This is a genomic window from Proteus sp. G2669 (assembly GCF_009915245.1).
In the GTDB taxonomy this organism is placed as follows: Bacteria; Pseudomonadota; Gammaproteobacteria; order Enterobacterales; family Enterobacteriaceae; genus Proteus.
The window spans coordinates 17,969-34,508 of sequence record NZ_JAABLX010000052.1; the positions used below are offsets into that span (position 1 = coordinate 17,969).

A 16,540-nucleotide genomic window follows, 5' to 3' on the forward strand; every position below is an offset into this window, starting at 1 on the left:
TAAAGTTGGGCTTATCAGTATGTATGTCATCGATTATATCACGATGACTCTCGGATCTCTGCATAGAGATTTAAGCTTAATGACTTCAATAGTTGGAGCCGAATGCTCCTAGCGCTATACTAGGAAGTTATTCAAACAATATATGTAAGCGAAACTATGCCCGTTATATCAATCTCTATCGTCGCTGTCTGCGCTTATTTACTCAGTCTGGTGCTCATTTTACCGGGCCTGTTACGAAAAGAGCAGAATGGATACCGTGGATTAGCACTCCTCTTCGCGGTTATTGCGCTTGTTGCGCATGCTATTTCATTAAAATTTTTAATTTTCCGTCCTCATAGCGGGCAGGATCTTTCACTCACCAATCTAGGTGCCGTTGTAAGCCTGATGGTCTGCGTTATTATGACGATTGTGGCTTCTCGTGGCCGAGCATGGTTTTTACTGCCTATTGTTTATTGTTTTGCAATAGTCAATCTTGTCATTGCGGCACTCATGCCGGGTGAATTTGTTACACATCTTGAAAGTAGCACATCACTCTTTATTCATATTGGGCTTGCATTATTAAGTTATGCCACATTATTGATTGCAGCGTTATATGCATTACAACTGAGTTGGCTAGACTATCAACTAAAGAATAAGAAACTAAAATTTTCACCTCAAATGCCACCATTAATGACAATTGAACGAAAAATGTTTCACATTACACAGGTGGGTGTTGTGTTACTAACACTAACATTGTGTACAGGTTTGGTGTACATGGATAATATTTTTGGTAAAGAAAATATCCATAAATCGATTTTTTCTATCATCGCTTGGTTTGTTTACGTCATTTTATTATGGGGACATTTCCGCGAAGGATGGAGAGGAAAAAAAGTCATTATTTTTAACTTGATTGGCGCCATTATTTTGACATTAGCTTTTTTTGGTAATCGTTTATTACAAGAGTTAGTGCTTAATTAATTTTTATTTTAGGGTAGCAAAAGGATCTCAATTTTGGAGCATGTGTCGACAACTACGCTCATTATCATACTAATAGCGATGATTATTGCCTCAGCTTATTTTTCTGGAACAGAAACCAGCATGATGACGATTAATCGTTATCGTCTTCGTCATGCGGCAAAACAAGGAAATCGCTCTGCAAAACGTGTTGAAAAACTATTACAACGTCCGGACAGATTGATCAGTTTGGTATTGATTGGCAATAATCTGATTAATATCGTCGCATCTGCATTAGCGACTATTGTGGGTATGCGTTTATATGGTAATGCTGGTGTTGCTATAGCTACAGGTATATTAACTTTTGTGATCCTTATTTTTGCTGAAGTATTACCAAAATCAATCGCAGCACTGTATCCAGAACGGGTCGCCTATCCAAGTAGTGTTATTCTCTCTCCTTTGCAAAAACTGATGCTACCTATTGTTTGGTTTTTTAATAAAATCACATTAATACTGATGCGAATTTTAGGGATCAAATCGCCAGTAATACAAGGTAATGCTGTTTCAAAAGAAGAGCTACGAACAATTGTAAATGAGTCAAAATCAAAGCTTTCCCAAAGAAATCAAAATATGTTGCTTTCTATTCTTGATTTAGAAAAAGTGACTATTGGCGATATTATGGTACCAAGAAATGAGATTTTTGGTATTGATGTCAATGATGAATGGAAATCCATCGTAAGACAGTTAACCCATTCTCCTCATGGTCGAATAGTGCTTTATCGCGATACACTTGATGATGCCATTGGTATGCTACGAGTACGAGAAGCCTATCGCTTAATGACTGAGAAAAAAGAATTCACCAAACAAATTTTGATAAAAGCGGCAGATAAAGTCTATTTTATTCCTGAAAGCACACCTTTAAATTTACAGCTTGTCAATTTTCAGCTGAATAATGAAAAAGCGGGTATTGTGGTTGATGAATACGGTGAAATTCAAGGTTTAGTCACCGTTGAAGATATTCTAGAAGAAATTGTGGGTGACTTTACCACCTCAATGTCACCTTCATTAGCAGAAGAAGTTATCCCTCAAAAAGATGGTTCATTGCTCGTTGACGGTACAACAAATATTCGAGATATCAATAAAGCATTTGGTTGGCATTTACCTGAAGATGAAGCCAGAACCATTAACGGCGTCATTATTGAAGAGCTTGGCGATTTACCCGTTGTCGGCAATAAAATAAAAGTCAGTGATTATGAATTTGAAATACTTGATGTTCAAGACAACGTCATCAAAAAGGCTTTAATTCGCCATCTCGTGCTACCTCATCTTTAACGAATACAAAATAAAGCGCTTATTTAAGCGCTTTATTTTTGCTGTTTATCCCAATTCAAATCGTAATTTACTATTACGAAAATCAAATTCTCTCGCAGGTTTCAAATAGAAAGGAGTTATCACTTGTTCTGTCTTAAGTTGAGTGGGTCTTACTTGTTGATAATCAGAATAAAAACCATGATTCTTTATCCACATCACTAAATTAAGTGCAGGCTCATGAGAATAAGAATAACCGTACTCTTCTCGTCGGCAAATAAAACACGCTGTTTCGCCTTTGCTTAAAGTAAGAGAAAGAGACTTGCGTGGAAAATTAGTAATGATAGAGCCATCACCTTTTACTGATTCAATATTGAAATTATGAGGTGCTAAAGTCTGAATATTTTCATATTTTAAATCTAAGCTTTCACCAGAATAACTATTAGTTTTAATTCTATCCTCCTGAAAATACCAATGATATTCTTCATCTTCTTTTTCTTTATAGAGATAATCCCCACCGATTTTGATTATCGTATTAGTTTCAGCTTTAGTTATTTTTTCAAATCGTTGAGTCTCTATTTCTGAGGAAAATAACAAATGTTCAGGCTTGATAATGAGCTCAGGCTCAGAGTGAAACCGCCTAACATACTGTTTATGTACACGCTCAAAATAACGATATTCTTGTGCTTTAGAGAGGCCCTGATAGAAAAAAGCATCTTTAGGAAATTGAGTACGCAACGTACTTTTACCAAAAAAATAAAATTCTCGAACAAAAAACTCTAAAACCAATTTAGGCGATAAGAATTGGTGATTTTCCATAACAAAAGTGTACTCCGTGTATTAAGCATAAATTTAATCCATTATTGTAATAACAATATAAGAAGATAAGAAAATAAAACAATGGGATAACGAAAAGAAAAAGAGGAAGGATATTAGAATAAAAAGAGACAATAAATCAGGATGCGAATTTCTTGATCTATTGTCCCCTAGTTTTATAAAGTAGCTAAATCTAGATATGTAGCTCTTTTAATGTCTCTTCAGGAAGTGCTAATTCGTCGTTATGATTAATACCAATATTATGAGCTAAAATGTCTCGTGCAATATCTTGCGCTTCAGTCAGAGAATGCATTTCATAAGTGCCACATTGATACACATTTAACTCAGGGATATGATTTTGATCTTTTACTTTCAAAACATCTTCCATTGCTGCTTTCCATGCATTAGCAACTCGCTGTTCTTCTGGTTGCCCAATTAAGCTCATATAGAAGCCGGTACGGCATCCCATTGGGGAGATATCAATAATCTCAACACCATTACCATTAAGATGGTTACGCATGAAGCCAGCGAACAAATGCTCTAATGTGTGAATTCCTTTCTCAGGCATGGCTTTTTTATTTGGCACAGTAAAACGCAAATCAAATACCGTGATGGTATCACCAGATGGCGTTTTCATTGTTTTAGCAACGCGTACAGCTGGTGCAGACATACGTGTATGGTCAACAGTAAAGCTATCCAATAAAGGCATAAAAAACCTCCTAAGAAAAATTTAAATATTTTTAAGAAAAAATGAAACTTTCTGCAAGTAGCTCGGTCTTAGTAATGAATACGCGCAAAATGTTATCATCCCTATTTCTCTATAGAATTTTTCAGCCACACAAATCTTAGTGTGGCTTTTTTCTATCTAAGTTTAGGAAGCCACGTTATCGGCATTTGCCCCTGCATGGATCTTCAAATACTCATCAAAAGAAATGGTATCACTCTTTTCTAACTCTTCTTGACGTTTTATGGATGAAATTCTCTCATGATCAAAAGCTTCATCAGTCAACGTTTCATAAGGTGTTTTAATTAATTCTTGGTAATATTCTTCCGCTAAAGATAAACCATAACTGCCAATGCCTTGTGTTTTGATTTTCTCTAACAGCCTACCAGAGAAGGTTAGCTCTGGATTATCAAACATTTCTTCTAACTTAACACAAACTTCCATGTATTTTGTGCCAGAACAACAATCAAGCACATTTGCCACACGTTTTAAATCCGCAAATAACGCTTTACCTACTTGTGCTAATGGTTCTTTTCTTTCACCACAACCCATTCCAATAACTTGACCAGGCTTACGCCCTTCTAGAATAACGTTATTCCAATTTGCACGACAACACGCTAATTCAGAAGCACTCATTTCAGGTGCATCAGCTAAAACACACCAAATTAAGAATAAATCAAGGAAACGAATTTGTGTTTCATCGACACCAATTGGCGTAAATGGGTTGATATCGAGTGAGCGAACTTCGATATATTCAATACCACCACGTAATAAAGCATCAGAAGGCGATTCATCCCCTTTAACGACACGCTTAGGACGAATAGGTGCATAAAGCTCATTTTCAATCTGCAGTACATTGGTGTTTAATTGAATGTACTCACCATCTTTATTCTTAATACCCAGTTTAGCAAATTCGTCAGATGGTTTATGAATCGCTTTTTTCAGCCCTTTAACGTAGGTTCCAAGGTGATTAAAGGTAATATCTAAATCACTTTGTGATTTATTGGTATATCCCAAGTCACTTAAACGTAATGACGTTGCATAAGGTAAATATTTCGCACCTTTTGGCGTACTTTCAAATGGTAAGTTTGTCTCTCTTCCCTTCAAGAAAGATCCACAAATTGCTGGCGATGCACCAAAAAAGAATGGAATAACCCAACCAAAGCGATAATAGTTACGGATCAAACGCAGATAACCGTCTGAAATCGCTTCTTTACCACTCTCTTCATCTTTTACATTCGCCCATGCTTGCCAAAATTCAATAGGTAATGAAAAGTTATAATGCACACCTGAAATGGTTTGCATTAAAGCACCATAACGATTTTTCAATCCTTCACGATATAACGTTTTAAAACGCCCTACATTGGATGTGCCAAATTGAGCAAGCGTAATCTTATCTTCCGCTTCAATAAAGCAAGGCATACTCATAGGCCACATACGTTCATTGTCTAAGTGACGCGCCGTATAGCGATGTAAATCGCCTAAAAAATGCAAGGTATGTGAAATATTGTCATCAACAGGCGTAATAAACTCTAACAGAGACTCAGCAAAATCCGTTGTGATCCATTTATGAGTTAATGATTTACCCAATGAAATAGGGTGTTCTGTTGATGCTAAATTGCTTTCTGGCGTTACTCTTAAGGTTTCGCGCTCAATACCACGGTGGATGCCACATAAAACTTTAGGGTGTGCTTCCAACCAAGAAAGCGCTTTGGATACGTCCGGGATCAAAGGTGACCTCCCGCGTTGATTAATGTAAGTAAATAGATAGGAGTTACTTTATCGTAAAGTCACTAAATTGTCGCTGATTAGATGATGTTAGCATTGTTAGTTGATGCTAAACAAAAGATTAACATCATAAGAAATAAGCGAATTATAGAAAGCAAAAAGCCTCGCTATTGCGAGGCTTAAAAGATGGTGCATCCTGGAGGATTCGAACCTCCGACCGCTCGGTTCGTAGCCGAGTACTCTATCCAGCTGAGCTAAGGATGCAGGTCTAACGAATTATTCTAGAAATGATTTACTACAATATCTGATAAAAGATGGTGCATCCTGGAGGATTCGAACCTCCGACCGCTCGGTTCGTAGCCGAGTACTCTATCCAGCTGAGCTAAGGATGCGTCGTAGTAATCTTTCTAGCTGCTCATATTGCAATTGGCAATAATGAGTAATGAGATGGTGCATCCTGGAGGATTCGAACCTCCGACCGCTCGGTTCGTAGCCGAGTACTCTATCCAGCTGAGCTAAGGATGCGCCGTTTTTATACTTTACTCTTTTAATGCAAATTATTCACCATTTGCACCAAAATAAAAACCCCATACATTAATCATGGGGTTGGAATTGGTGCATCCTGGAGGATTCGAACCTCCGACCGCTCGGTTCGTAGCCGAGTACTCTATCCAGCTGAGCTAAGGATGCAATCTAAATGGCGGTGAGAGAGGGATTCGAACCCTCGATGCAGCTTTTGACCGCATACTCCCTTAGCAGGGGAGCGCCTTCAGCCTCTCGGCCATCTCACCATATTTAGAACCACTCGAAGAAGTTCTTACTGAACATCTCGTCTCTGTGTGGCGCACATATTACTTTCTCAGCCTAAGAAGTCAAACAATTTTTCTCAACTTTTTACGAATATACGTTTGTTTGAACACTTCACAAACAAACTGATGCGTTTATCAGCAAGATTGGCTAAAAAAGTCCTAAACACAATGATATCTCTGATGAAAAATCATTCAAGTATTTTATTCTCATAACAAATATATTTATTCTCAAAACAAATAATTGTGAAGCGAATGATTAGAGGTAAAAAGAGTTTCAATTCTGTCAATCAGAATAAACGGATAGTGTAATAATAAATGCAACTCAAGGAGAGTGAAGATAGGAACCAAAAAGGGAATAAAAAGTCTTAGAAAGAGAAAAGCGCCCAGACCCGGCAAAAGTGTGGACGCTTACGAATGAATTGTAACTAACTAAAAATGGGAATTTGTTTAGTAGTTATCGGTAGGCTGAGTTTTCTCGGCCTGAATTCGTTGATAGATCTCTTCACGATGGACAGATACTTCTTTGGGTGCATTTACGCCAATCCGTACCTGATTACCTTTAACCCCTAAAACGGTTACGGTTACATCATCGCCTATCATAAGCGTTTCACCAACTCGACGAGTTAGAATAAGCATTCTTTGCTCCTTGAAAATTTACAAGAGTCGGGTCTCTAGAATTTCCCGGCCATTATCCATCATACATTGTCAATTCGTATAATCATTATTTATCACAAGTAACTCATACTTCATAACAAAATATAAATTTAGTGACTGATTATTTAACGGATCATCAATATCTCTATAAGGCGTTATCCCTATAAATAAGGAATAACGCCTTTTTTTCAGGTTATTATCGCTTACAGATGCGATTCAACCCACTCGTCAACACTTGCCAAAGCCACAGGTAAAGCATCAATATCAGTACCACCAGCTTGAGCCATATCAGGGCGACCGCCACCTTTACCGCCGATTTGCTGTGCTACAAAACTAATTAACTCACCTGCTTTAACTTTAGCAGTCAAATCTTTAGTGACCCCAACAATTAAGCTCACTTTACCATCAGAAATAGTAGAAAGCACAATAATTGCTGAACCCAATTGATTTTTTAAATCGTCAACCATCGTTCTTAACATTTTTGGCTCAACACCATTAAGCTCACGAACTAAAAGTTTGATACCTTTCACGTTTTTAGCTTGTCCACCCAAAGAAGAACTTTCTTGGGCAGCTTGCTGATCTTTTAGTTGTTGGAGTTCTTTTTCTAATAAGCGGTATTTTTCTTGGACTGTCTTAATTCTTTCAACCAAGTTTGTACCGTCACTTTTTAGAACTTGTGCAACAAGAGAGATAAGGTCTGATTGCTCATGAACACTCTCAATTGCTGTAATACCTGTAATTGCCTCAATACGGCGAATACCAGCAGCAGTACCTGACTCACTGATAATACGGAACAAACCAATATCACCCGTTCTAGAAGCGTGAGTACCACCGCAAAGCTCAGTAGAGAAATCACCCATGGTTAAAACACGAACACGTTCATCGTATTTCTCACCAAACAGTGCCATAGCACCTTTCTCTTTAGCGTCTTCAAGATCCATTAACTCAGTGACAACAGGTGAGTTAAGACGGATTTGTGCGTTTACAATGTCTTCGATTTTGCGCAATTGTTCTGGTTTAACTGCTTCAAAATGAGAGAAGTCAAAACGCAGGTATTTATCGTTAACCAAAGAACCTTTTTGCGTAACATGCGTACCCAGTACTTGGCGTAATGCAGCATGTAATAAGTGAGTCGCAGAGTGATTTAAGCGAATGGCATCACGGCGAGCAATATCAATGTTAGCATTGATTTTATGGTTAACAATAAATGACCCTACGTTAACTTTACCAATATGGCCAATCGCTTTACCGTATTTTTGCGTATCTGTGACTTCAAACTGACTATCTTTGCCTATCAGAACACCTTTATCGCCAACCTGTCCACCAGACTCGGCATAGAATGCCGTTTTATTTAAGAAGATAATCCCTTCTTCGCCTGCTTTTAATTCAGTGACTGATTGTCCGTTATGGAAAATGGCAGTAATTGTACCCTGCTGTTCATTATGATCATAACCAGAGAAATCACTGCGACTATCAACTTTAATAAGACTATTATAGTCAGTACCGAAACCGCTGGATTCACGAGCACGTTTACGTTGCTCTTCCATCGCGACTTCAAAGCCTTTCTCATCAACTTTGATATTTCTTTCGCGACAAACATCAGCAGTTAAATCAAGAGGGAAACCATATGTATCATAAAGGCGGAAAGCGGTTTCACCCGGAAGAACGTCATCTTTTAATTGAGCAAGCTCTTCATCTAATAGTTGAAGACCACGTTCTAATGTACGAGCAAACTGCTCTTCTTCCGTTTTTAATACTTTTTCAACGATAGCTTGTTGGCGTTTTAATTCTTCACCCGCTTCTGCCATCACTTCAATTAATGGAGCGACTAATTTATAGAAGAAGGTATCTTTGGCACCAAGCATATAACCATGACGTACTGCTCGACGAATAATACGACGCAGAACATAGCCACGGCCTTCATTAGAAGGGATAACGCCATCGCAAATAAGGAATGAACAAGAACGAATATGATCGGCAATAACGCGTAATGATTTATTTTCTAAATCCGTTGCATTAGTCACTTGTGCAACAGATTTAATTAAAGAACGGAATAAATCAATGTCATAGTTAGAGTTTACATGTTGTAAAACAGCGGTAATACGCTCTAACCCCATTCCCGTATCAACAGATGGTTTCGGCAGTGGATCCATAGTGCCATCTGACTGACGATTAAATTGCATGAAAACGATATTCCAGATCTCAATATAGCGATCGCCGTCTTCTTCTGGTGATCCTGGAGGTCCGCCCCAAATGTGGTCACCATGATCATAAAATATTTCGGTACAAGGTCCACAAGGGCCAGTGTCACCCATTTGCCAGAAGTTATCTGATGCAAATGGTGCGCCTTTATTATCACCAATGCGGATTATTCTTTCGGCAGGAATACCAATTTCTTTATTCCAAATATCATAAGCTTCATCGTCTGTGGCATATACCGTTACCCAAAGTCTTTCTTTAGGTAAGTTAAACCACTCTTTGCTGGTTAATAATTCCCAAGCAAAATTGATTGCGTCATGTTTGAAATAGTCACCAAAACTGAAATTACCTAGCATTTCAAAAAAAGTATGGTGACGAGCAGTATAACCCACATTTTCTAAATCGTTATGTTTACCACCTGCACGCACACAACGTTGTGCAGTTGTCGCTCGGGAATAAGGTCTATTGTCCAATCCAAGAAATACATCTTTGAATTGGTTCATCCCTGCGTTTGTAAACAGCAATGTTGGATCGTTATTTGGAACCAAAGAACTGCTAGGTACTATTTGATGTCCTTTAGTATGAAAAAAGTCGAGAAACGCCTGACGGATCTCAGCGGTGCTTTTGCTCATAATTATCCCGAAATCAAGCTGGAAAAACAGAAATTAGAAATCTAGTTAGAGGAGGTTTATTGTTACCTCTACTTAGCCAACGAATACATAAGTAGGGATAAGATAGAATTTCTTCTGTCAGAAGTAAAACCCCCGATAAACTTATTCGTGTTGACATTGTAAATCGTCTAGTTTTTTTCTGAAAGTGGGATTGTTATCTGAGAATGGGACTTTTCTCTATTTAAGAGAGATTATTCTAAGAAATGTAAGTAGTTTAAAGTATTTTCATTTTGTAATTATTAAAAACTATTTGTTATTATTAGTTTTTTATCTCATCACATAGTATATGTGTTTTTTTCTTAAATAATTTCTTTTTCTTATAGCAATCAATAATAAACACATAAGCATTATCACTTAAAACAAATAATAAACTCACGATAACTTGCTAAAATAAAAGTGTTTCTCAGTATAAAACCTATCTCATCACTAAATAATCTCTAAAATACTATCTAAATTAGATTCAAATATCTTGAAGGTATTTATCACTATATGTCAATTATTTACTATCTGGTTCAACCAGATGGTAGTAGTGATTCTTATTTAGATTTGTAATTTATGAGAATATATCATCAAAACTTCACTATATAAACTTTCATACAACTATAAAAAATAGTTAGTAAAAAATATCGTTATATCAAATAAAATAGTGTTAAAGGCTGATTTTGATGGATAGAAAATAGAATAAACTCGATATAAACCCTAAATTGGATAAATAATACTGCATACAACAAAAAGGAAGCTTTTTTAGAGCTTCCTTTTTTAAGTGAGTTAAATCACATTAATTGACTAACCATTTATCATTATAATGATAATAAATTGTCTAAATATGGAATCAGTTAGTGGTTTTATCACAAGCTAAGAGAGATTATTCTTCCGCCTCTCCGAGATCGGCCGCATCACCTTCATTCGTGAAATCAGCTGCACTTGTAAACTCACCTGCGTGGTTTAATAACATTTCACGTAGTTTGGTATTTAAATCATCGTACATTTCTGAATGCTCTTTTAGGTAAGTTGTTGCATTGGCTTTACCTTGACCAATCTTCTCACCATTATAGCTGTACCATGCACCCGCTTTCTCTACCAATTTATGTTTAACACCTAAATCAATCAGTTCACCAAAGGTATTGATGCCTTCGCCATACATAATTTGGAATTCAGCTTGTTTAAATGGTGCTGCAATTTTATTTTTCACCACTTTAACGCGTGTTTCACTACCCACAACTTCATCACCGGTTTTAACAGAACCGATACGACGAATATCTAAACGAACAGATGCGTAGAACTTAAGCGCATTACCACCAGTTGTGGTTTCTGGGTTACCAAACATAACACCAATTTTCATACGAATTTGGTTGATGAAAATAAGTAATGTATTTGAGTTTTTCAGGTTACCCGCTAATTTACGCATAGCTTGGCTCATCATACGAGCAGCAAGACCAACGTGAGAATCACCGATTTCACCTTCAATTTCAGCTTTTGGCGTTAACGCAGCAACGGAGTCAACAACGATAACATCAACAGCACCAGAGCGAGATAATGCATCACAAATTTCTAAGGCTTGCTCACCGGTATCAGGCTGAGAACACAGCAGATTATCAATATCTACGCCTAATTTTTTTGCATAAATTGGATCTAATGCGTGTTCAGCATCGATAAACGCACATATTTTACCTTCACGTTGAGCTGAAGCGATAACTTGTAGTGTTAAAGTTGTTTTACCTGAAGATTCTGGGCCATAGATTTCAACAATGCGACCACGTGGTAAACCACCAGCACCTAAAGCAACGTCTAATGATAAAGAACCTGTAGAGATGGTTTCAACGTTCATGGAACGATCTTCGCCCAGACGCATGATAGACCCTTTACCAAATTGCTTTTCAATTTGACCAAGTGCTGCGGCCAATGCTTTTTGTTTGTTTTCATCAATAGCCATGTTATCTCCCTCTGGGCAGTGAAGCATAAGGATGGGTCACTACCATTAAAACGTGTATGATTTTGCTTGTTGAAATTTATTATACTGTATAATCATACAGTATCAAGTTAATTATTTATAATTTCTCTAAGTATTGATTTTAAAGAAAAAATAACAGATTCCGCTCTTACTTGCTCTCGTGAACCACTGAATATACAGTGTTTTGCTGTTACCTGAACACCAGTTGTTGTTTTAACAGCAAAGCCAAACCAAACTAACCCCACTGGTTTTTCTTTACTGCCTCCACCAGGGCCAGCAATACCGCTAACTGAAATAGCAAAATCTGCATTTGCAGCGCTAAGTGCGCCTTTCGCCATTTGAAGAACAACTTCTTCGCTAACAGCGCCGTATTTAATCAAGGTTTGTTCATCAACGCCTATCATTTCATGCTTTGCTTCGTTACTGTAGGTCACAAAGCCACGATGATAATAATCAGAACTTCCTGCAATATCCGTGATGATTTTTGCAATCCATCCACCAGTGCAAGACTCTGCCGTTGTTATTGTGCTCTTCTTTTCAATTAACGCTTTACCCACCTCAATACTTAGGCGAGTCATTTCATCGTAATTTATCATTAAGGTTCATCTAACCTCTATTCTAAACTTTACTGTTTAAGATTTCTTTCTGGTGCAATCCCATAACCATAGACCACCAATTGCGAGTGCAAAGATGGCACCAAAACCAATTCCGATGGCAACAACAGAAATACCAATACTAGTGACTAGTGAGAACAAGCCTAACATTAATAGCATCGCTGTATTTTCACCTAAGTTTTGTACTGCGATAGCATTACCAGCTCCCACACTGTGTTTGCCTTTATCTTGTAATAGCGCATTTAATGGCACCACAAAGAAGCCACCAAAAACACCAATAACGATAAGAATTAAATAGGATGGAATAATTGAGGTTTGCAGTGAAAAATAAACTACCCCAAGACCAATTAAAATGCCCGCTGGCATACAGCGACGTACTGTTTTCAGTGTCACAAATTTAGCGGCTAATCCAGCCCCTACAACAATGCCAATAGCCACCATTGCATTTAATATCGTTGGAGTGGTGTTGTCAGTCATGCCCAATGCAATAGGCACCCATTGAACAAGCAGAAAACGCAAAGTTACCCCAGCGCCCCAAAACATACTTGTTCCTACTAAAGAAAAGCGACTTTCCTTATCTGCCCATAAAGTACGTGTTGCCTCGATAAATTGAGCGAACATTTTTTTTATGTTCCAACCTCGACCTATTTGAGCAGCAGATAATTTAGGTATGCCAAAGTTAACAAAAACTGCCAAAGCGTACATTGCAGCACAGACACCTAATGCAAAAACAATACTCCAATCAGAGAGTAAACCACCAATTACTGAACCTAATAAAATAGCCGCTATGGTTGATGCTTCCATTAAACCATTTGCTTTTACTAAGCGTTCACCATCAGTTAATTCTCCTAAAATACCATATTTGGCTGGTGAATAAACTGCAGCACCAATCCCAACTAAGGCGTAACCTAAGAAGGGATCAGAGCCAACACAAATGAGAAAAGCACCCACGAATTTTAAGATATTACCACTGAGCATAACCCTACCTTTAGGGTTACGATCAGCAACTTGCCCAACAAAAGGTGCTAAGAGAATAAAAGCCAGCACAAAGACCATTTGTAAAACAGGTTGGCTCCATTCAGGGTAAAGAGCCGATTTAAACTGGGCTAAAATGGCAAAAAGTAGTGCGTTATCAGCAAAAGCAGAAAGAAATTGCGATAACAATACTGCTTTCATTCCCCGACTCATTAATGGAGGCTGGCTAATATTCTCTGACATTAGTTATTTTCCTGTTCAGCTAGTTTTTTCAATGAGACAAAATCCGTTTTCCCACTCCCAAGAACAGGAATTTCTTTGATAAAACGAATATCCTTCGGTACGGCTATTTCAGCAACACCTTCAGCTTTAGCCAATGTTGATAACGCGCTACGATCCAATTGCTTATCGGTTGTAAATAGTACCAATGATTCACCTCTACGTTTATCACTGATTGTCACAACAGCATGCTCGCCAGTGGATGCTTTACGTGCAAGCTGCTCGACACCTTCAAGAGAGACCATCTCGCCAGCAATTTTAGCAAAACGTTTTACCCGTCCTTTAATAGTGCAAAAGCCTTCACTATCGATAGCAACAATATCACCAGTATCGTACCAACCTTCTTCGTCAATACCGTCCGCATTTGTAGCTACAGGGATTTCTAGTTTTTCTGGTGATTCAACACGTAGATACCCCATCATTACATTCGGGCCACGTAATTGTAATCGTCCCCCTTCCGCGATCCCATTCATTGGGATAAGTCGGCTTTCCATACCCGGTAATAAACGACCTACAGTATGTGTTTTAGCGCTCATAGGTACGTTAATTGACACAACAGGCGCACACTCGGTAACACCATAACCTTCTAATATGCGGATACCGAACTTTTCTTGCCATAAAATACGGGTTGATTCTGATAGTTTTTCAGCACCAGCAACCACATACCTAACCCTGGCAAAATCGTAAGGATGAGCAAACTTTCCGTAATTACCTAGAAAGGTTGATGTACCAAATAACACCGTACAATTTTGGTCATACACTAATTCAGGCACAACACGATAGTGTAATGGACTTGGATAAAGAAAAACACGAGCACCCAAGCAAATCGGCGTTAATAGACAAGCAGTTAGGCCGAATGCATGGAATAACGGTAATGCTGACATAAATTTATCTTTAGGTGAAAAGTCAGCAATAGCACGAATTTGATCTACGTTAGCCAGTAAACTCGAATGACTATGAACAACTCCTTTCGGTGTACCTTCAGATCCTGACGTAAATAGAATAACCGCAGCATCAGTCGATTTTTGCGGTAACATCGCTTTATGTGGCGTAATAAGGTGTTTGAGGACCCAACGCTTATCTTCACTCGTCACACTATCTTTGAGATCTTCAAGGTAAATCCAATTCGCTTCTGGGGTTTGTTCAGGAATATGTAATAAATTCCCTTTTTCTAAAAATTGGCGTGATGTAAAAATGGTTTTGATTGAAGCTGCTTTCATCGCATTTTGTACACCTAAGCTACCCGCAGTGTAGTTAAGCATAGCAACAACACGTTGACGCATTGTTGCACCTAATAACGCAGCTGCTGTTACTGTTGTATTTGGAAGTAACAAGCCAATGCGTTCATTAGGCTCTGTGTAGCGTTCAATTAGTCGGCTGATCCCTAATGTTTTTTTCAGCAATCCTTGGTAAGAATCTTCTTTTAGATTGATATCTGAAATTAACGGGCTAAATCGACCATATTGAGACATAGCCTGTAAAAATGCCTCATACAGTGTAATTTTAGGGCGTGTATCCATGATGGCATTCATCATGATATCACGCATTGCTTCCCCAGCTAATCGACGACGCTCAGCTGATTTTTCTGCTTTTGGCATCGGTAAATCAACGGCTGGAAGTACCTTGATTGTGATTTTAGGAAAGAAATGAGATTTCACACGCAGACTTTTGCGTACTCGTGAAAAGTAGCTAAATTCAGCACCTTCAATCCTAACAGGAACAACTTTAGCGCCTGATTTAGCAGCAATAAAAGCAGCCCCTTCATAAATCTTCATTAATCCATTCGTTACTGTGATCCTTCCTTCTGGAAAAATCACCACAGGACGACCTTTATCGACTTCTTTTACTAATTGACGCACCGCCATTGGGTTTGCGGGATCTAAAGGCACAATATCAGCATAACGACCTAACCATCTTGTCGTTTTTGCAGAAGCCACAGAGGTATAAACAGCAAACACAGGATTAATAGGTAGGAATAAACGTAATAATATACCATCAATAAAAGAAGTATGATTTGGTGTAATTATACATTTTTCATATTGGGAAAACTGATTAACAAGTCCTTCAATTCTTATTCTAAATAAGAATTTAAATAGTGTTTTAAAAAACGCTATTAACATCATATCCATATCTCATTTTGCTATAATTAGCCTTACTATAAATAGGATGTGATGAAAATAAAATAGATGGCCTCTGTTTTGTCCTTTATATCAGACGACTTCCTAATTATTTGGCAAGTTTTGCGAGAATTACTGCAATAATTTCATTAATAGATAATCCAGCATCAACAATAATATCTGCGCATTGCATGTATAAAGGTTCACGCTTAATTAAAACATCATGCATTTCTGAAACTAAGGTTTTTCCTGTCAAACTAGGTCTTTGTGCTTCATTCGGATCTTGGGATAAACGTTCAACTAATGTCTCAAGCGAGGCCTGTAAATAAATTGTAACACCTGAGGTTTTCATATAAGCACGATTTTTATCTGCTAAAACCATCCCCCCACCAGTTGAAATAACTTGGTTAGGTTGGCTTACTTGAACAAGAGCGTCTGACTCAATTTGACGAAAGAAATCCCAACCCTTATCTTCCACCATAGAAGATATAGTTTGTTGATATTTTTGGGTTATCCAATAATCCGTATCAATAAATCTATAATTTAAAGAGAGAGAAAGTGCTTTACCTACTGTTGTTTTCCCTGCACCTCGAGGTCCGATAAGGTAAATTGTACTTTCCATAAAATGCACTATCTCCATAGTGTGTCCCCATTAGGGTGTAATTAAAAATTTACATTCTGTAAAGTGTAAACATCATACCTGATGTAACAAAAAAATAAAGCCACACTTTAGAAAAGTATGGCTTATTTAATATTCTCAAT

Annotated in this window: 12 protein-coding genes and 5 tRNA genes; 2 read left to right on the plus strand and 15 right to left on the minus strand. The window is 37.8% G+C overall.

All coding sequences use genetic code 11. The features are described 5' to 3' along the window. Nucleotides 1-156: 156 nt before the first annotated feature. The gene (locus tag GWI68_RS16445; RefSeq protein WP_166540969.1) at nt 157-957 is read left to right on the plus strand and encodes an inner membrane protein YpjD; all 801 of its coding nucleotides are present in this window, start codon (nt 157-159) and stop codon (nt 955-957) included. A gap of 33 nt (nt 958-990) precedes the next feature. Further along, nucleotides 991-2,265, plus strand: a complete 1,275-nt coding sequence (locus GWI68_RS16450) for a CNNM domain-containing protein (protein ID WP_166540970.1) — start codon at nt 991-993, stop codon at nt 2,263-2,265. A gap of 45 nt (nt 2,266-2,310) precedes the next feature. On the opposite strand, the gene GWI68_RS16455 is transcribed toward GWI68_RS16450, so the two are convergent. The 15 genes from GWI68_RS16455 to aroL form a co-directional block, all read right to left on the minus strand. After that, on the minus strand, nt 2,311-3,060 hold the full coding sequence (locus GWI68_RS16455) for a hypothetical protein (protein WP_166540971.1): 750 nt from the start codon (nt 3,058-3,060) through the stop codon (nt 2,311-2,313). A gap of 190 nt (nt 3,061-3,250) precedes the next feature. Further along, nucleotides 3,251-3,766 carry an S-ribosylhomocysteine lyase gene (gene luxS / locus GWI68_RS16460; protein WP_109409466.1) on the minus strand — a complete coding sequence of 172 codons (516 nt, stop codon included), beginning with the start codon at nt 3,764-3,766 and terminating at the stop codon, nt 3,251-3,253. A gap of 162 nt (nt 3,767-3,928) precedes the next feature. Continuing rightward, a complete protein-coding gene (gene gshA, locus GWI68_RS16465; protein ID WP_166540972.1) occupies nt 3,929-5,512 on the minus strand; it encodes a glutamate--cysteine ligase in 1,584 nt (527 codons plus the stop codon). 184 nt (nt 5,513-5,696) lie between these two features. After that, a tRNA-Arg gene (locus GWI68_RS16470) sits at nt 5,697-5,773 on the minus strand. A gap of 51 nt (nt 5,774-5,824) precedes the next feature. Further along, nucleotides 5,825-5,901: transfer RNA gene (locus GWI68_RS16475), tRNA-Arg, on the minus strand. A 56-nt stretch (nt 5,902-5,957) separates the two neighbouring features. Then, nucleotides 5,958-6,034 (minus strand) — tRNA-Arg (locus GWI68_RS16480). A gap of 88 nt (nt 6,035-6,122) precedes the next feature. Beyond that, nucleotides 6,123-6,199, minus strand: a tRNA-Arg gene (locus tag GWI68_RS16485). Nucleotides 6,200-6,207: 8 nt separating this feature from the next. Then, nucleotides 6,208-6,300, minus strand: a tRNA-Ser gene (locus tag GWI68_RS16490). A gap of 465 nt (nt 6,301-6,765) precedes the next feature. Beyond that, nucleotides 6,766-6,954 (minus strand): carbon storage regulator CsrA, encoded by a 189-nt coding sequence (gene csrA, locus GWI68_RS16495; protein ID WP_004244778.1) that lies wholly within the window; start codon nt 6,952-6,954, stop codon nt 6,766-6,768. A 221-nt stretch (nt 6,955-7,175) separates the two neighbouring features. Further along, nucleotides 7,176-9,803 carry an alanine--tRNA ligase gene (alaS, locus tag GWI68_RS16500; RefSeq protein WP_166540973.1) on the minus strand — a complete coding sequence of 876 codons (2,628 nt, stop codon included), beginning with the start codon at nt 9,801-9,803 and terminating at the stop codon, nt 7,176-7,178. A gap of 904 nt (nt 9,804-10,707) precedes the next feature. After that, a complete protein-coding gene (recA, locus tag GWI68_RS16505) occupies nt 10,708-11,775 on the minus strand; it encodes a recombinase RecA (protein WP_166540974.1) in 1,068 nt (355 codons plus the stop codon). Between the two features lie 107 nt (nt 11,776-11,882). After that, complete coding sequence (gene pncC, locus GWI68_RS16510; RefSeq protein WP_166540975.1) at nt 11,883-12,389, minus strand: nicotinamide-nucleotide amidase; 507 nt, start codon at nt 12,387-12,389, stop codon at nt 11,883-11,885. 36 nt (nt 12,390-12,425) lie between these two features. Then, complete coding sequence (gene lplT / locus GWI68_RS16515; RefSeq protein WP_166540976.1) at nt 12,426-13,625, minus strand: lysophospholipid transporter LplT; 1,200 nt, start codon at nt 13,623-13,625, stop codon at nt 12,426-12,428. Further along, a complete protein-coding gene (gene aas, locus GWI68_RS16520) occupies nt 13,625-15,784 on the minus strand; it encodes a bifunctional acyl-ACP--phospholipid O-acyltransferase/long-chain-fatty-acid--ACP ligase (protein WP_166540977.1) in 2,160 nt (719 codons plus the stop codon). Before aas ends, lplT begins: the two co-directional genes overlap by 1 nt. A 103-nt stretch (nt 15,785-15,887) precedes the next feature. Beyond that, nucleotides 15,888-16,400 carry a shikimate kinase AroL gene (gene aroL, locus GWI68_RS16525; RefSeq protein WP_166540978.1) on the minus strand — a complete coding sequence of 171 codons (513 nt, stop codon included), beginning with the start codon at nt 16,398-16,400 and terminating at the stop codon, nt 15,888-15,890. Nucleotides 16,401-16,540 lie beyond the last annotated feature (140 nt).